A 16795-nucleotide genomic window follows, 5' to 3' on the forward strand; every position below is an offset into this window, starting at 1 on the left:
GATAGCTCCGCGACTATAACAAGGTGAATGCCAGGTGAACGGGGAGGTTCTGTGATGGTTCGGTGACCCTCGGAGCACTGCAGATCACCGGGTGGTGCGAGCCCTGCAGGGAGCCGAGGAACACATCGGCGGATGCGACGCGGGTCGCATCGGGGGAGGGGGCGGGCGGGGCCTGCCGGAACCGGTCGATCCCGGTACCCTGCAGTGGTGGAATCCGCAGCCGACACCCTCGACCTCCCCGGCATGGCCGAGCCCGATGCCTCCTCCCTGCAGGGGGAGCGCGATCCCGACCATCCCCATCCCGGGCAGTGGCGGCTGGTCGCCGTGCAAGTCTCGAACTGGGGCACCTTCCATGGCACGCACGATCTGGCCATCTCCTCCAAGGGGTACTTCCTCACGGGTGGGCCGGGCACGGGCAAGTCGACCCTGCTGGACGCGATCAGCGCCCTGGTGACCCCGCCGCGCACCCTGCAGTTCAACGCGGCGGCCTCGGATGCCGGACCGAACCGCTCGAAGTACCGCCGCACCGTGGCCAGCTATGTGCGCGGCGCCTGGGCGATGCACTACGACCAGGCCACCGGCGAGTTCAGCCAGGAGGTGCTGCGCGACAAGACCACGCTGTCGGCGCTCACCCTGCGCTACAGCGATGGCCGCGGAGGGACCGTCCAGCTCTCCCGGCTGCTCCTGCTGCATGCCGGGCACACCGCGGATTCCGACGTCAAGAGCCTCTACGTCATCGCCCGCACACCGCTGGACGTCTCCGACCTGCGCCAGTTCGTCTCCACCCAGATCGAGGGCAAGGCGCTCGAGGCCGCGCACCCCGGCACCCAGACCTTCCGCCAGTTCCGCGAGTACCGCGCCGCGTTCTGCCAGCTGCTGGGCATCCCGGACGAGAAGGCGCTGGGGCTCCTGCACAAGATCCAGTCCGCCAAGGAGCTCGGAGACGTCAACGCGCTGCTGCGCGACTACATGCTCGACGCACCTCGCACCTTCGACCTGGCCGATCAGGCGCTGGCGAACTTCCAGAACCTCTCCGAGGTGTACGAGGCGCTGGTGACCGCACGCGAGCAGCGGGAGCTGCTGCGCGGGCTGCGCGGGAACCACGAGGACTGGTCCGCGATGCGCGAGCGCGGCGGGGAGCTGGTGGACCGCCGGGGCGACATCGACGTCTTCGCCGCTCAGCACCTGGTGCGGCTGCTCGGGGACGAGACGGGACGGCTCCAGCTCGAGCGCGATCGTCTCACCGCGCAGCAGCGACGGCTCACGCAGGACGTCGCCGAGGCCCGCTCCGATCTCGCCCAGCTCAAGGAGCAGCGCAAGCGCGCCGGCGGCGGCGAGATCGACGACTGGAAGCAGCAGATCGCCGGCCTCGAGGTGGAGCGGGAGCGGCGCCGTGAGCGCGGCACCGAGTTCGCCGCGCAGCTCGCCACGGTGGAGCTGCGCACTCCGGCGGGGGAGGACATGTTCCTCGCCCTGCAGCGCGAGGTGACCGCACTGCGGGAGTCCCTCGAGGCTGAGGAGAAGGGGGCGGACGCCGCCCGCTGGGAGGCCGAGGCGGCCGTCCGCGAGCTGGGCGAGACCCTCGCGCGCACCCGGGAGGAGCTCGCCTCCCTCACCTCCCGCGCCTCGAACCTGCACTCCGAGGACGTCGCCCTGCGCGACCACATCGCCTCCGAGGTCGGCATCGCGCCCACCGAGCTGCCCTTCGCCGCCGAGCTGCTGCAGGTGCGCAGCGGCGAGGAGGAGTGGACCGCCGCCGCCGAGCAGGCGCTGCGGGGACTGGCCCGTTCGATCCTGGTCCCGGACCGCATCTACCGCGAGGTCGCCACCGTCATCGACCGCACGAAGCTGCGTCGACGGATCTCCTACAACCGGGTCAACACCGACCTGCGACGTCCCGCCAAGAGCATCGACGAGCGCTCCCTGGCCGCGAAGCTCGACGTCAAGGACGGCGAGTTCCATGTCTGGCTGTCCCACGAGATCGCCTCCCGCATGGACTACACCTGCGCGGAGACCCTCGAGGAGTTCACCCGGCTGCACCGAGCCGTGCTGCGCTCGGGGCAGATCAAGCACTCCGCCAGCCGGCACGAGAAGAACGCCGACCGCCAGATCAACGACCGTTCCCAGTGGGTGCTCGGCTTCGACAACCGGGCCAAGCGCGTCGTCTTCGAGCAGGAGCGCACCCGGGCCGAGCAGGCGCTGTTCGAGGCCCAGGCCCGCCGCAAGGACGTCGAGGGCGAGCGGGAGCGGCGCCGGGAGCGGCTCTACGCCCTCCAGATGATCAGCGCCGTCTCCTGGGACGACATCGATGCCGCCTCGGTCGCCCGCCGTGTGGCCAACCTGCGGGACATGGTCCGCGCCGCCGAGGACGGCTCTGCGGCCCTCGCCGAGCTGGCTCGCCAGATCGAGGATGTCGAGCAGTCCATCCACGACAGCGATGAGGAGCTGCTGGAGGTGGTCCGCAGCGCCGGCAGACTCGGCGAACAGGCCGAACGCGCCGAGGAGCGCCTTACCGAGGCCCGGGAGCGGATCGCGGAGTCGACGCTCGAGCCCGCCGTCGAGCAGGAGCTCGCCGAGCGCTTCGCGGCGATCGCCCCCACCCTGGTGCTGTCCACCATCGACCAGGTCACCAAGGACGCCTCCGCGACGCTGGACGCCGAGCTGATGGACCTCACCCGGCGCACCTCCCGCGCGGAGGAGGACATGCGCACCGCGATGCGTGAGTTCTCCCGCCGCTGGCCGGCCCAGGCCGGGGACACCGCGCCCACCCTCGACGGGGTCGACGACTACCTCGCGATCCTGCAGCGGATCGAGGAGGAGAAGCTCCCCGAGGTCGAGGAGCGCTTCTTCGACTTCTTCACCGGCAACACCCTCGGCGACGTGCAGGCCCTCGCCACCGCGATCGCCCGGGAGCCGGCCGAGATCCGCAAGCGCCTGCAGCGGATCAACTCCCTGCTGGCACAGGTGGAGTTCCATTCCGGCCGCTTCCTCCAGCTGTCGATGCGCCCGGTGCACCTGGCCGCGCTCGACGAGTTCAAGCGCGCGCTCGAGGAGGCGGTGGCGGACACCGCGCTGAACGACATCTCCCGTGACCGGGAGCTGGCCGAGGAGCGCTTCCTCTCGCTGCGCCATCTGATGGACATGATCGGGGCCGCCCGCACCCGGGACGATCAGGTCTCCCGGGTGATCCTGGACGTGCGCCGCCATGTGCACTTCCACGCCGAGGAGATCGACGCCGCCGGCACCGTGGTCCATGCCCACGAATCCGGGGGTCCGCTCTCCGGCGGCCAGAACGAGAGGCTCGCCACCTTCTGCCTCGCAGCGGCCCTGCGCTACCAGCTCGCGGGCACCGGCCAGGAGGTCCCGCGCTATGCCCCGATCATCATCGACGAGGCCTTCTCCAAGGGAGCGGGCAAGTTCATCACCGCGGCGATGGAGTCCTTCCGCCACTTCGGCTTCCAGGTGATCCTCGCGAACCCGGGCAAGAACCCGCAGGCCCTGGCTCCGTTCATCGGCGGCGTGGGCGTGGTGTCGATCCGGCAGGATCGGTTCTCCTCGGTCGCCCCGGTGCAGTTCGTCCCCACCGAGGAGTGAGGCGCAGCGGCCGACGGGGCCCGACGTCGATGGGGAGTTCTCCCCATCGGCAGGTGCTCCCGAGATCGGTACCCTGGTCGCCAACCGTTCTGGCCGGACGGTGCAATGTGGAGCGACCGCCCCGGGCGGCGCGAAGGTGGAAGGTGCACAGTGATGTCAGCTCTTCCTCACCCGGCATCCGGCGCGGTCCCGAGCCAGGACGAGACCCATCAGCGGATGCACGCGCTGCTCAGCACCGTGACCGCCGCGGCGCTCGATGAGCAGCCGGGTCTGGGGGGATTCCACGATCACCGGCCCGAGCGGGACCGCTCCTCCGGTGACTCCTGGCGCGGTCTCCAGACCCTCTGCCACGTCAGCGCGCTGCTGACCAGCGCGGGGCGCCCCGAGGCCTCGGCGACCGCCACCGCGCGGCTGATCGACGTCGCGGACTCGATCGCGACCGCCCACGGGCTGCATCGCCGCTCGGATCGGGCGAGATCCGGGGTGACCTCTCTCCGCTGGACGAACACGGCCGGGGACCTGCTCGAGGTGGTCATCGGAGTGCGGGTGGCGGTGCGCGCGATCAGCGCTCCGTTCCTGCCGGGCTCTCTGGCCCCGATGGCCACCACCAGTCCGGTCTCGGCGCTCAGCCCCCTGACCCCGCCCCCGCGGCTGGTGCGCTGATCCGTGCGAGCGCGGTGAGCGGGATCGGCAGCCAGTCCGGTCGGTTGCGCGCCTCGTACAGCGCCTCGTAGACGGCCTTGTCCGCCTCGAAGGCGGCCAGCAGCACCGCGAGGGGGCGGGCGGCCGGTGCAGTGCTCCCGGAGCCCGGCGCCGCACCTGCGGAGGACTGCACTGCGCTCCCGGGGCCCTGGACCTCACCCCCGGACTCCTGCACATAGCCCGTGAGGAAGGCGCGTCGGGCGTCGGCCGTCCACGCGGCGGCATCGCCCCCGTGCTCCAGTCGCACCGCCCCGGCGACGTAGTCGAGGCTGCGCAGCATCCCGGCGACGTCCCGCAGGGGCGAGTCGGGCAGGCTGCGCTGGGCGAGCGGACGCAGGGGCTCGCCCTCGAAGTCCAGCAGCACCCATCCTCGCTCCGGAACCCGGAGGACCTGCCCCAGATGGAGGTCCCCGTGGATGCGCTGCATCGGCGGCCATGGCACCACCAGGGCCGCCTCCAGCAGCGCCTCGAGCGGCTCCCGAAGCTCGGCGACCCGAGGGAGCTGGCCGGAGATCTCCGCCAGCCGTCCCCGCATCTGCGCGACCATCGCCCGCACCTGCGCGGTCTCGGCGGCGACGGTGCCGAAGGCGCGGGCCAGATCGCGGTGGACCTCCGCGACGGCCGCACCCAGCTGCGCGGCGGGCGCGGAGAAATCTTCCCCGGCGGCGGCGAGGCGCAGCGCGAGCCGCCAGGCGTCCTCCACCCCGGGCAGGAACTCCTGGGCCAGCAGCGAGTGGGTGCGGATCCCGACCACCCCGCCGCTGCCGCCCCTGCCGGCGCTGCCGCTGTCGCCGCCGCTGCGGGCGCTGCCCACGCCCACCGTCGCGGAGCCCACCAGCGCCGGGACCCGGGTGCTGCCGCTCGCGGTGAGCGCGCCCTGCAGCACCACATCGGGATTCTCGCCGTCCTGCAGCACCCGGAACAGCTTCACGATCAGCGGGGAGGCGCCCTCCGTCTCGACGATCATCGAGGTGTTGGACTGCTCGCCTGCGAGCAGCCGGCTCCGCATGGCGCGACCCAGCGGGAGCGGAGCCTCGGGCACCGGGCGCTGGGAGGCCAGACCGAGGGCAGGACCGGCCGCTCCCTCGCCGGAGACGAGCGTGGCGATGATCGCGGCCCGGCCGTCGGCGTCCCGGGTGGCGTCGTCCACGCGCAACGGACCGCCGGGCACCGCCACCACCCCGATCTCCGCGCCCTCGTCGCGCTCGCCGGACGGGGCATCGGGGCGACGCAGCACCAGCGGCACCTGGTAGAGCACCTCGGACCGGTTCTCGGCCCCGGGGTCGCTCTCACCGAGATGCTCGCCCTGGAGCGTCACCGCCACGACGACCAGGACGGCGAGATGGTCCGGTGCCACGCGCAGCGGGGCCCATCCGCGGATCGACAGCTGCGCTCGCCCGGCACCCTTGTGGGCGTACCAGCGCTGGGCGGGCATCCAGGCGAGCAGCTGCCCGGTGAGGAGGTCGAGGATCTCGCCCACCGGAGGCAGGGCGGAGAGGTCGAGGGGTGGGGCGTCGGGGGGTGGCTCGTCGGTCGGCGGGATGTCGGCGGCCGGGGAGGGAGCGGCGCTGATCTCGTCCATGCTCTCGTCCATGCGCTCACTCTACGGTCGGGCCGGCCTCGGCAGGAGGCATCCGCCGCAGTGCCCCGGACGCGCCGGTCGAGGCGGTCGCCCCGCGGGCTCCCGGGCCGCGTTGCTACCCTGGCCCGATGCTCGAGCCGTCGCCGCGTCGCCTCTCTCGCGCGTGCCCGGGGAGCCTGGTCGCGCGGGCTGCAGCGCTGTGCGCAGCCGGAGTCCTGGCCCTGTCCATGGCAGCACCGGCGGCGGCGCTCGGGGAGGACGGCCCCTTCGAGTTCCCGGCGGAGACGCGCACCCTGGAGATGGTCCCGGGGTCGATCACCCGCATCCCGCTGGTCTCCCTGATCGAGGACGGGCTCGAGGACGAGGTCGACCTCGGCTCCGCGCGCCTGGAGGTGCCCGAGGACGCCGAGCAGGAGGACGCCTCCCTGCGGCCGGTGGGGCAGGACTCCCGCAGCATCGAGGTCGCGGGGGAGGGGACCTGGTCGCTGATCGGTGAGGATCTCGTCTTCACCCCGGAGTACGGCGTGGAGGGCCCGAGCACCCCGATCTCCCTGTCCATCGGCGGGCACCACGACAGCCGCTCGCTGCCCGTCGAACTGGTGCCCGAGCTGCTGGAGCTCGAGGAGATCTCCGCCCACGGCTCGGCCGGCGAGGCCACGAGCATCTCGCTCGGCGGCGACGTGCCCGCCGAGGGCACCGCCCGGCTCGAGCTGCAGGGACTGCCGCCGGGATCCACGGTGCTCGCCGACGGCAGCCGAGCCACGGTCCCCGACCAGGGCCTCTGGCAGCTCTCGGCCGATGGCACCACCCTCACCCACACCCCTGCCGGGCCCGGCCTCGGCCGGCAGATCAATCCCGTCCGCTTCGTGATCGCGGACGAGGAGGGCGCCGTGGAGCGCGCAGGCCGGATCACGCTCACGGTCCCGATCATCTCGGACCTGGACTGGTCGGCCCCCTACGGGGAGGACATCCTGTTCGTGGTCGGCGAGGGACAGCAGTTCGTCGACTCCACGACGCTGCGGCTGCAGCCGCTCGGCGATCCGGGATCCTATGACGTCTCCGCCGACGGCACCCGGGTGGTGGTCCCTGGCGAGGGCGTCTGGGAGCTGGACCGGGAGGCCGCCACCGTGCGCTTCTCCCCGGACAGCGCCGAGGTGCACGAGACCGCACCGATGGGCATCACCGGCGGGGACGGCGAGGGAGAGACCGCCTCGACGGCATTGCTGAGCACCGCCTACCCGATCCTCCGCTCCCGGGCGGTGGCCGGGGCGCCCGGCAGCGAGATCAGCATCGACCTGAGCACCGGGGTCCGTGACGTCAGCTCCGACTCGCTGCGCTTCGACGCCGCAGAGATGCCCGAGGGGGCCGAGCTCACCGCGGAGGACACGCAGCTGACGGTCCCGGGGGAGGGGACCTGGCGGATCGACTTCGAGACCGGGGCGGTGGTGATGACGCCCGAGGACGGATTCGTCGGCGCCGCCACGCCGGTGGGGGTCACCGCGCGCGGCGTCTACGCCGACAATCCGGTCCATGCGACCCTGCAGGCGATCTACTCCCCGGTCACGGCCACGCCGCGTGATGACGAGGGCCGCACTGCTCCCGGCTCGCCGGTCACCGTGGACGTGCTGGGCAACGACACCGCCGGGAGCGGCTCCCAGCCGCTGGTCCCCGAGAGCGTCGAGATCAGCTCGCTCGCGGCGACCAACCTCTCGGACCTCGAGGACGGTCGCGGCAAGCGACTGCTGATCCCCGGGGAGGGCGTCTTCACCGTCGGCGAGAACGGGGCGGTGACCTTCGCCCCCGAGGCCGGGTTCATCGGCCGCACCACACCTATCGACTACCACCTCCACGACGGCGAGGGCGTGCCCGCCCGGGCCACCCTGGTGGTCGACGTGGACCCGGATCTCGCCGACGCCGCCGAGTCGGATCCCGAGACCACCGGCATCAACAGCCTGCTGGTCGGCCTCATGCCCTCCTCGAGCGGCACCGCGGTCCTCTTCGGCACCCTCGTGCTGCTGCTGCTCTTCGGCGGCGGCGTCTCGCTCTGGATCGGTCTGCGCATGGAGACCGACCGTCGGGCCTGGGAGGACTGACGTCGGCGGGAAGGACCCCGCCCCGGCACGGAGGCACGGCCCGGCCGGGAGGGTCCGCCCCGGCGACGGGTTCAGCAGCCCTCGGGCATCTCCACCGGCTCCTCGAGAGCGGCGGCGGCCACCGACTCCTCCTGGAGACCGGCGAACCCGTCACCGATCAGCAGATCCACCCCAGCACCCTCACGCTCCTCGTCCAGCCGCAGCTGGGCGTCCTGGATCTGCACCTGCACGGCCTGCGCCGCCAGATACCCCTCGGGGCCGTGGACGATCGTGGCGGCGCCGGTCGCCCGGCGAGTGTTCCCCGGTTCCCCCACCTCGTATCCGCGCTCGGCGAGGTTCTCGGTGACGTCCCCGGCCAGGCCGCTGCGGGAGGTCCCGTTCAGCACCGTCACGGTGACCTCCTCGGGAGGCGTGGGGAGGTCTCCCGGCGCGGGGCAGGCCAGCTCGACCGGATCGGGGCCGAAGGACTTCGGCGCGATCACGCCGGGCTCTGCCGTCGGCTCGCTCAGCTCACCGAGCGCATACACGCCGACCCCTATCAGCATGATGGCGAGCACCGAGAAGATCGTCAGCTGCGTCGCCCGGAGCCGCCGGGTGCGGCGCAGGCGCTGGTCACGGCGCCGGACGTCGTCGGAGGAGCGGCCGTACGGATGCGCGTCGCGGTGGGAGGTGGGCATCTCAGTCCAGCGGGCGGTACCGGATGCCGAAGGCGTCCAGGCGAGGCAGATGGGCGCGCAGACGCTCCTCGAACTCCTCCCAGCTCTGCTCCGGAGAGCCCCAGGCGCGCTCGGCGAGGGCGCACATGCGCGGGAACGCCATGTACTGCACCTGAGCGGCGTCCGGCATGTACTCGGTCCACAGCTGGCCCTGCACACCGATCAGGAGCTTCTCCTGGTCCTCGCCGAGCTTCTTCGGCGTGAGCTTCGCGGTGTAGACGTCCTTGACGGTGGTGTGACCGCCGATCGCGAGCGGCTCCTCCGCCGGGGTCGCCTGGTAGTGGTCGAAGTAGGTGTGCTCATTGTTCGCGATGATGGTGCGGAAGCCACGGGAGGTGGACTCCGCGATCCCGTTGCCGTGGCGCCAGTTCATGATGACGGTGTCATCGGGCAGGTGGCTCTCGAGGACCTCGTCCCAGGCGATGATCCGCTTGCCCTTCTCGGCGAGGACGTCGGCCGCGAACTGGGTGAAATGGCCCTGGATCTCGGAGACCCGGGTGTAGCCCCACTCGTTCATGCGGGCCCGCGCCGCGGGGGAGCGCTCCCATTCCACACGCGGGCACTCGTCGCCGCCGATGTGCACATAGGGGGCGGGGAAGAGGTCGGCGACCTGGGTGAGCACATCGCGCAGGAAGTCGAACACCTCGTCGGAGACGCCCAGCACGTGGTCGGAGATCCCCCAGACCTCGCGCACACCGACCCTCTGGTCGGGGAAGTTGCCGAGCTCGGGATAGGCGGCGACGGCCGCCTGCAGGTGGCCGGGAAGGTCGATCTCGGGCACCACCATGATGCCGCGGCGGCGGGCGTACTCGATCAGCCCGGCCAGCTCCTCCTGGGTGTAGGACCCGCCATGGGGGGTGCCGTCGAAGGTCCAGGCCTCCTCGTCATCGCCCATGTGGCCGATGAGCGTCTGCTCGCGCCGGCCACCGATCTCGGTCAGCCGCGGGTAGCCCTTGATCTCGATGCGCCAGCCCTGGTCATCGGTGAGGTGGAGGTGCAGCACGTTCAGTCGGTGCAGCGCCATCGCGTCGATCAGCGTCTCGATCTCCGCGGCCGGCAGGAAGTGGCGGGAGACGTCCAGGTGCATGCCGCGCCAGGCGTACCGCGGCGCATCGGAGATGGTCACGCACGGGATGGCGCCGTGGGTGCCGGTGACGATCTGGGCGAAGGTGTTGCGGCCGTCGGCGAGCGCGGCTTCGCTGCCGGCGCTGAGCGCCGCGCCGGCCGGCGAGATCGACAGCGTGTACTCGGTGGGCGGCAGATCCTCGTTGAGCCCGACGGACAGGCCCTCCCAGGGATCGCTCGTCTCCCAGACGCCCTCCGACCACACGACGGACTGGGGCAGCGGGACGAGGGCGAGGGGATCGGGCATTGCTTCTCCTGGACGGATGACGTCGATCGTGGTCCCCACCAGTTTGCCATGGAGACGCGCGTCACTGCGCCCACTGGGGCTCGGGACGCACAGGAGCCCGGTCGGCTGCGCCGACCGGGCTCCCTCACGCCGCCCTGCTCCTTCCCGTGGACGCTCTCGCGTCGAGCAGGCCGTCGTGGCCTTATATCCGTCCTCCGTCGAGCGCCGAGGCGATCAGCGGTAGGTGACGAACACGTGCGGTGCGTTCCAGATGGAGCGCTCGACGACCTGCTGGCGTGAGCCGGAGGCGTCGATGATCCTGCCGTTGCCCACATAGATGCCCATGTGGCCGTAGTTGTTGCCGGTGAAGGCGACGAGATCGCCGGGCTTCGCCTCGGACTGCGAGATGATCCGCCCGCCGAAGGTGTATCCCTTGGCCGTCTTGCGCGGCAGGTTGATCCCCGCCTGATTGTACGCGTGGTACACCAGGCCGGAGCAGTCGAAGCCGGAGGACGGCGAGGATCCGCCCCACGTGTAGCGGACGCCGGTCTGCGCACGCGCCGCATTGATGATGGCCTGACCGTTGACCGACGTGCCGCTCGAGGACCCGCCACCCGCGCCGGGGGAGATCTGGACGCCGCGGTTCAGTGCGTTCCAGGTCTTGGGGCCCACCACGCCGTCGACGCCGATCCCGGCCGAGGCCTGCAGCGAGCGCACGGCGCTCGCGGTGCCGCGGCCGAAGACGCCGTCGACAGAGATCGAGGCGCCGCTCGCGTTGAGCGAGGACTGCAGGGTCCTCACGGCGCTGCCGCGGGAACCCTGACGGAGCTTGGGCTGCGAGGAGCCGTCGGAGGACGCGGGCGGAGCCGAGGCGCTCCCACCGGTCAGCGCGTTCCAGGTCTTGGGGCCCACCACGCCGTCGACGCCGATGGCGGCGCGGGACTGGTGGTTCCTGACGGCCCGGAGGGTGGCGGAGCCGAAGACGCCGTCCACCGTCAGCGAGGCGCCGTGGGCGTTCAGGCGCTGCTGGAGGTAGGTCACGGCCGCGCCGCGTGCGCCGAGGCGCAGCTTGACGGACGTGTGCTGGGACTGGCTGACGGGCACGATGCCCGGAGCAGCGCTCGGGGCGATCCCGCGGACGGTCCCGGCGGCCGGTGCGGCGGGGGCCTGGGCTGTGGCCGAGGCCCCACCGGTGAGTGCGGCGGTCGCGGAGACGGCGCCGATCACGGCGGCCCCTCCGACACCCCGACCCACGGGGGCGGCGAGCCCTCGGTAGTCGATGACGGCACGGCCGGGAGCCCGGTGCGTGCCGTGTGGAGCTGTGCGGAACATCGGTGGCGATCTCTTTCTCCGTCGCCTCGCAGCGGTGCCGTGCGGCGGCGCGGGCGACGCGCGCACGATCTGCGCCCGTCACCCAGGGAAGTGGAGGAAGCTACCGGGCCGGTGACGGGAAGGCGGCAGCCCGGAGGGTACGGCCCGAGCTCGGGCAGCACCGCTGGTCACTGTATGTGCAGGTCGTGTGTGGCCCACAGGGGGGTTTGCCTGCGACCCATCACATCTTTGCGAAGATTTTGCCAAAAACCACGAAATTGCCCCGTGTTGCTCTCGAAATGGGGGTCGCGTTATGGTAGTTACACCTTTGTTATTCACGCCAGAGAATGCTCATCATGAATGCTCCGCCTTGCGAAGACGCAGGTCAGCCCAGGGCGATATGTCCGAAATGCCGCCTCGGCGAGGCGGGTGATGCCGGTATTTCTGAGGGTCCTGATCTGAGGGTCCTGAACGGGACGCTGAACGGCGTGGAGGGGCCATGGCCGGAGCGCCGAAAGGTCGCGGTGCGTGAGTCGGGGTCCGGGAATGCGGAAGGGCCGGGGATCGTCCTGCGATCCGCCGGCCCTTCGCTCACTGGTCGGGGTGACAGGATTTGAACCTGCGACCTTGCCGTCCCGAACGGCACGCGCTACCAAGCTGCGCCACACCCCGAAGGTGTCCCGGCGCCCCGTCGAAGCGGAGCACCGAGGAGAAACATTAGCAGGCCCGAGAGGTGCTCACCGCACCGGTCCGGCCTTCGGTGCACGCAACGTGAGCAACGTCGCCTCGGGCGGGCACAGCAGACGGTAGTTCGAGTAGGGGCTCGCCCCCATCCCCGCGCTGACGTTCAGCGGGACGCCCTGCCAGTCCGACAGGCCGCGAGCCTGCTGTCGGGGGAGGTCGCAGTTGGTGACCAGGGCGCCGATTCCGGGAAGTCGCAGCTGGCCACCGTGGGTGTGCCCGGCGAGGATCAGCTCCGAGCCGTCGGCGACGAGGGAGTCCAGCACGCGACGGTAGGGCGCGTGCGCCACCCCGAGGCGCAGCACGTTGCCGTGCGCCGGTGCGGGCGGCGCAGGGGAGGCCGGGGGAGGCATCTCGTCGAGCTCGAGGTGGGGGTCGTCGACGCCCGCCAGGCGCACTTCGAGCCCTCCGAGCTCGATCGCGGCACGGGTGTTGGTGAGGTCCTTCCAGCCATGCTCCGCGAGTCGTTCCGTGAGCTCGCTGACGGGCAGCGTGGGCTCCTTCGGATCGGTCATCCCCTGTGGGCGGGCGTCCGGGAGCAGGTACCGCGCGGGGTTCTTCGAGACCGGCTCGTACATGTCGTTGGAGCCCCGGACGAAGGCCCCGGGCCGTCGCAGAAGCGGCTCCAGGGCCTCTGCCAGCACCGGGATCGCAGCGGCCGAGGCGATGTTGTCCCCGGTGTCGATCACCAGGTGCGGGCGCAGCAGCGTGAGGTGCTCGAGGAAGTCCAGCTTCCGTTGCTGGTCCGGGAGCAGGTGGATGTCGCTGATGTGCAGCACCCGGATCGTGCGGGTCCCCGGGGGGAGGATCCTCAGCTCGACCTCGCGCAGCGTGTACCGGTGGATCTCGACGTGGCGGGACCAGAGGTGGGCGGCGGCGGCAGCACCCATGCCGAGGGCCCCTGCGGCCCCTGCGGCCGCAAGCAGGGGTCGCACCTCAGTTCCCACCCGTGGACTGACGGATGACCACGGTCTCGCCCTCCGGCAGGCGAGTGCCTGCGGCAGGGTTCGTGCCGATCACGTACCACTGGCCCACGTCGCTGCTCGCCTCACGCTGGACCTGCGGCGTGTAGCCGGCCGAGGTCACGGCATCCTCCGCCTGGGAGAGCACCATGCCGGAGACGTCGGGCACGACACCCTCCTGGACCACCTCGCCGGAGGGGGAGGCGGGCGGGGTCGGCGCCGCCGGGAACGGTTCGCTGGGCAGCCCCTCGTGGGCTCGCGTCATGTACTCCTGCCAGGTGGGCAGGGAGATGGTGTTGCCCCAGACGCTGCCGCTGCGGAGCATCTGACCGTCGACCGCGAAGCCGCCCGGACGGACATTGGCGTTGGGGTGGCCGAACCAGACCGCGGTCGACATCTGGCGGGTGAAGCCGACGTACCAGGTATGGAACTGCGAGCCCGAGGTGCCGGTCTTGCCTCCGGCGGGATGGCCCTCGATGATCTTCCCCTTGCCGGTGGCCCTCGGGTCCTCGAGATCCTGCTGGAGGGTCCAGGCCATGGCGTCGGCGACGTCCTTCTCGACGGCCTGGTGGCACTCGGCGCCGGAGATCTCCATCGGGTCCCCGTTGCGGTCCACGACCTCGCTGATGCCCTGCGGCTTGCAGTAGGTGCCCCCGGAGGCGTACGTGGCGTAGGCGGAGGCCATGTCGAGCGCGGAGATCCGCAGCTCGCCCAGGACCAGCACCGCCGGCGCCAGCTCCGTGCCGTACATGTCCTCGATCGGCATCTCCCAGGTGGTCGGGTCGTACGGGTTGTACGTCGCCGGGACCACGCCGATGTTGCGTGCCGTGTTCGCGATGTTGCACAGGTCCAGCTGGCTGGCCATGTCGGTGTAGCTGGTGTTGATCGAGAACTTGGTGGAGTTCAGGACCGATTCCATCGGGGCGATCGGCACCGAGACGGCGTTGTCGGGATTCCATCCCGAGCTCTCGCGCCATGCACCGCCCCCGAGGCACTTGGCCGGGGCGTAGGTGATCGGGTCGCGCACGGTGCTGACCTTGTCGTAGAGCGACCGGTCGTTCTCGAGCCACTCCTGCAGCACGAACGGCTTGAAGGTCGAGCCGACCGGGAAGCCGCTGCCGCCGCCGAGCGCCTGCGGCACATTGAAGTTGATGGCCGACTCGCCGGGCTTGACCTCCTCGAAGGGGTTGAACGAGCGGTTCTCCGCCATCGTGAGGATCTTGCCGGTACCGGGCTCGACGGTCACGATCGAGTGCCCGAAGCCGTGCTGGGCATCGCCCGGCACCTTGCGCTGCAGGATGTCCACCGCCGCCGCCTGGGTGGCGGGGTCGAGGGTGGTGCGGATGGTGAGCCCGCCGCCGTAGAGCAGCTTGCGCCGTTCCTCGTAGGTGGGGGCGAAGCTCGGGTCGTTCAGCAGTGAGCGCGTCACGTAGTCGCAGAAGAAGCCGCTGGTGCCGGCGTCGGCGCACCCGGCGCGCACGTTCTGGATCTCGAGCATCTCCTCCACCGGCTGGGCGGTGTAGGTCTCGTACTCCTCGTCGGTGATGTGGCCCTCGCGGCGCATATCGCCCAGCACCTCGTTGCGGCGCTTCTCGCCCGCCTCGGGGTGGGAGACGGGGTCGTACTGGTTGGGCCCGTTGGTGATGCCTGCGAGCAGGGCCGCTTCGCCGGGGTTGAGGTCCACGGCGCTCTTGGAGAAGTAGTGCCTCGAGCCTGTCTCCACGCCGTACTGGGAGGGCCCGAACTGCGCCACGTTCAAGTAGGCGTTGAGGATCTCGTCCTTCGTCCACGTCTTCTCGAGCGAGATCGCGAGCTTCGCCTCGCGCAGCTTGCGACCGTAGCTCTGCTCGGTCGCGGCGATCTGGTCCTCCTGGTCTCCGCGCTGGACGGCGTCCATCAGGAGGGCGTTCTTCACGTACTGCTGGGTCAGGGTCGATCCGCCCTGGGTCGCGCCGCCGGCGGCATTCGAGGCCATGGCCCGGATCATGCCCTTGGGGTCCACGCCGCCGTGCTCGAAGAAGCGGCGGTCCTCGACCGCGACCACCGCGTTCTGCATGTGCGGGGAGATCTCCTCCAGCGGCACCATGATGCGGTTCTCGGTGTAGAAGGTGGCCAGCAGCGAGCCGTCCGAGGCCTCGATGCGACTCGCCTCGTTCAGCGGCTCCACCTCGAGCTCGGTCGGGTACGACTCGAAGAGGTCCACGCCGTCCTTGGCGACCGCCGAGCCGGCGGAGACCATGGGCAGGAAGAACGCCGCCATCAGCACGCCGGCGAGGGCGGAGACGGCGAGCAGCCCCAGCAGCAGATAGACGGTCTGCAGCAGGGCGACGGGGAGGGAGCGTCCCGGAGCGGGCGCGGGCGGGGTGCTGGCCATGATCCCAGGGTACGGGGAGCCCTGGCCTGTCGGCATTCAGGCATGCCACGAGTGCGGAATCTTCACGAATCCGGCGGCCGGCCGGGACGCGCCGGGCGACGGCGTGCTCCGGGTACCGGGTGCCAGGGGCATCACCGGCCCCCGGGGCGCCGCCGAGCACGCCCGGTTCACGATGTAGCACACTTCGCGTGGATGTTCATCTACCTGCTCGCGTTTTGCACTGTGGCGGCTGTCTCCTTACAGTAAGGGAAATGAACGGATCAACGTCGATCCGGGAACTGGGAAGAGGACGGGTATGACCATCGGGGGAGCTGTCACCACCAACGACTCGAGCTGGGCGACGCGCGGAGCCTGCGTGAGCATGGAACCCGACGGGTTCTTCGTGCAGGGCGCCGAGCAGCATGCGGTCAAGCTCGCCTGCGGGGCCTGCCCCGTGAGGACCGAGTGCCTGGCCGATGCACTGGACAACCGCGTCGACTTCGGGGTGTGGGGCGGGATGACCGAGCGCGAGCGCCGTCGGCTGCTGCGGCGCAATCCCGAGGTGAGCAACTGGTGGGCCGTTCTGCGCCGCGCCGAGCAGGAGGCCGTGGGCTCCTGAGGGCGGATGAGCTCGCGGGCCGCCGGGCGAGAGCTGAGGCCACGGGGCCCGTGCCCCGCACCCGAGGCTCGTGCCCCGGTAGGCTCGCCCCATGAGCACCGTCACCCGCTGGGAATACCTGACCGTTCCGCTGCTGATCCACGCGACCAAGCAGATCCTCGACAACTACGGCGAGGAGGGGTGGGAGCTGGTCCAGGTGGTGCCGGGTCCGAACCCGGAGAACCTGGTCGCCTACCTCAAGCGCCCGCTGGGCGAGGGCTGAGCCGATGGTCGCCACCGGGAGCACCCGGCTCCGCGCCCGGCTCGACGAGCTCGGGCTCGCTCTGCCCACCGTCGCCGCGCCCGTCGCCGCCTATGTGCCGGCCGTCGCGAGCGGCCACCAGGTGCACACCTCCGGGCAGCTGCCGTTCGTGGAGGGCGCGCTGCCGCTGACCGGCAAGGTCGGCGGGGAGGTCACCCAGGAGCAGGCTGCGCAGCTCGCCGCCACCTGCTGCCTCAACGCCCTCGCCGCGATCGAGGCGCTCACCGGGGATCTCGACCGCATCACCCGCATCGTCAAGCTCACCGGATACGTCGCCTCCGATCCCTCCTTCACCGCGCAGCCGGCGGTGATCAACGGCGCCAGCGAACTGCTCGGCGAGCTCTTCGGCGACGCCGGGACGCATGCCCGGTCCGCCGTGGGCGTCGCCGTGCTCCCGCTGGACTCGCCGGTCGAGCTCGACCTCCTGGTGGAGCTCGCCGGCCCGGCCGACGCGACCCGCTGAGCACCGC

The 16795-nt window shown here is 71.2% G+C and carries 12 protein-coding genes and 1 tRNA gene; 6 read left to right on the forward strand and 7 right to left on the reverse strand.

The window, feature by feature from the left end:
• Window positions 1-207 precede the first annotated feature (207 nt).
• Together VF289_RS18170 and VF289_RS18175 are read left to right on the forward strand one after the other, a co-directional pair.
• The gene (locus VF289_RS18170; RefSeq protein WP_330885653.1) at window positions 208-3594 is read left to right on the forward strand and encodes an ATP-binding protein; all 3387 of its coding nucleotides are present in this window, start codon (window positions 208-210) and stop codon (window positions 3592-3594) included.
• Window positions 3595-3747: 153 nt separating this feature from the next.
• Complete coding sequence (locus VF289_RS18175) at window positions 3748-4257, forward strand: hypothetical protein (protein ID WP_330885655.1); 510 nt, start codon at window positions 3748-3750, stop codon at window positions 4255-4257.
• Here the strand turns inward: VF289_RS18175 and VF289_RS18180 are convergent.
• Window positions 4220-5890, reverse strand: coding sequence for a maltokinase N-terminal cap-like domain-containing protein (locus VF289_RS18180; RefSeq protein WP_330885657.1), 1671 nt, complete (start codon window positions 5888-5890; stop codon window positions 4220-4222). The genes VF289_RS18175 and VF289_RS18180 overlap by 38 nt on opposite strands.
• Window positions 5891-6006: 116 nt before the next feature.
• Here VF289_RS18180 and VF289_RS18185 point away from each other — a divergent pair, with 116 nt between their 5' ends.
• The gene (locus VF289_RS18185) at window positions 6007-7971 is read left to right on the forward strand and encodes an Ig-like domain-containing protein (RefSeq protein ID WP_330885659.1); all 1965 of its coding nucleotides are present in this window, start codon (window positions 6007-6009) and stop codon (window positions 7969-7971) included.
• Between the two features lie 71 nt (window positions 7972-8042).
• On the opposite strand, the gene VF289_RS18190 is transcribed toward VF289_RS18185, so the two are convergent.
• The 6 genes from VF289_RS18190 to VF289_RS18215 form a co-directional block, all read right to left on the reverse strand.
• Entirely contained in the window at window positions 8043-8648 is a 606-nt protein-coding gene (locus VF289_RS18190) for a LytR C-terminal domain-containing protein (RefSeq protein ID WP_330885661.1), read from the reverse strand.
• Window position 8649: 1 nt separating this feature from the next.
• Window positions 8650-10059, reverse strand: coding sequence for a beta-N-acetylhexosaminidase (locus VF289_RS18195; RefSeq protein ID WP_330885663.1), 1410 nt, complete (start codon window positions 10057-10059; stop codon window positions 8650-8652).
• Window positions 10060-10272: 213 nt separating this feature from the next.
• Window positions 10273-11370, reverse strand: coding sequence for a peptidoglycan-binding protein (locus tag VF289_RS18200; RefSeq protein ID WP_330885665.1), 1098 nt, complete (start codon window positions 11368-11370; stop codon window positions 10273-10275).
• A gap of 574 nt (window positions 11371-11944) precedes the next feature.
• Window positions 11945-12021, reverse strand: a tRNA-Pro gene (locus VF289_RS18205).
• Window positions 12022-12086: 65 nt separating this feature from the next.
• A complete protein-coding gene (locus tag VF289_RS18210; protein WP_330885668.1) occupies window positions 12087-12980 on the reverse strand; it encodes a metallophosphoesterase in 894 nt (297 codons plus the stop codon).
• 46 nt (window positions 12981-13026) lie between these two features.
• Complete coding sequence (locus tag VF289_RS18215) at window positions 13027-15426, reverse strand: penicillin-binding protein (protein ID WP_330885670.1); 2400 nt, start codon at window positions 15424-15426, stop codon at window positions 13027-13029.
• A gap of 295 nt (window positions 15427-15721) precedes the next feature.
• Here VF289_RS18215 and VF289_RS18220 point away from each other — a divergent pair, with 295 nt between their 5' ends.
• From VF289_RS18220 to VF289_RS18230, 3 genes are all read left to right on the forward strand, one after another.
• A complete protein-coding gene (locus VF289_RS18220) occupies window positions 15722-16024 on the forward strand; it encodes a WhiB family transcriptional regulator (RefSeq protein WP_330885672.1) in 303 nt (100 codons plus the stop codon).
• Between the two features lie 91 nt (window positions 16025-16115).
• Complete coding sequence (locus VF289_RS18225) at window positions 16116-16286, forward strand: DUF4177 domain-containing protein (RefSeq protein WP_096798403.1); 171 nt, start codon at window positions 16116-16118, stop codon at window positions 16284-16286.
• 4 nt (window positions 16287-16290) lie between these two features.
• Entirely contained in the window at window positions 16291-16788 is a 498-nt protein-coding gene (locus tag VF289_RS18230) for a RidA family protein (protein ID WP_330885676.1), read from the forward strand.
• Window positions 16789-16795 lie beyond the last annotated feature (7 nt).

The organism is Brachybacterium sp., assembly GCF_036379615.1.
GTDB lineage: Bacteria > Actinomycetota > Actinomycetes > Actinomycetales > Dermabacteraceae > Brachybacterium.

Excerpts from the sequence above, each read along its gene's own strand:
- VF289_RS18230 (WP_330885676.1), top strand. The coding sequence starts at position 16,291 with ATGGTCGCCACCGGGAGCACCCGGCTCCGCGCCCGGCTCGACGAGCTC.
- VF289_RS18195 (WP_330885663.1), bottom strand. The coding sequence starts at position 10,059 with ATGCCCGATCCCCTCGCCCTCGTCCCGCTGCCCCAGTCCGTCGTGTGG.
- VF289_RS18220 (WP_330885672.1), top strand. The coding sequence starts at position 15,722 with ATGACCATCGGGGGAGCTGTCACCACCAACGACTCGAGCTGGGCGACG.
- VF289_RS18225 (WP_096798403.1), top strand. The coding sequence starts at position 16,116 with ATGAGCACCGTCACCCGCTGGGAATACCTGACCGTTCCGCTGCTGATC.
- VF289_RS18200 (WP_330885665.1), bottom strand. The coding sequence starts at position 11,370 with ATGTTCCGCACAGCTCCACACGGCACGCACCGGGCTCCCGGCCGTGCC.
- VF289_RS18185 (WP_330885659.1), top strand. The coding sequence starts at position 6,007 with ATGCTCGAGCCGTCGCCGCGTCGCCTCTCTCGCGCGTGCCCGGGGAGC.
- VF289_RS18210 (WP_330885668.1), bottom strand. The coding sequence starts at position 12,980 with ATGGGTGCTGCCGCCGCCGCCCACCTCTGGTCCCGCCACGTCGAGATC.
- VF289_RS18190 (WP_330885661.1), bottom strand. The coding sequence starts at position 8,648 with ATGCCCACCTCCCACCGCGACGCGCATCCGTACGGCCGCTCCTCCGAC.
- VF289_RS18180 (WP_330885657.1), bottom strand. The coding sequence starts at position 5,890 with ATGGACGAGAGCATGGACGAGATCAGCGCCGCTCCCTCCCCGGCCGCC.
- VF289_RS18215 (WP_330885670.1), bottom strand. The coding sequence starts at position 15,426 with ATGGCCAGCACCCCGCCCGCGCCCGCTCCGGGACGCTCCCTCCCCGTC.
- VF289_RS18175 (WP_330885655.1), top strand. The coding sequence starts at position 3,748 with ATGTCAGCTCTTCCTCACCCGGCATCCGGCGCGGTCCCGAGCCAGGAC.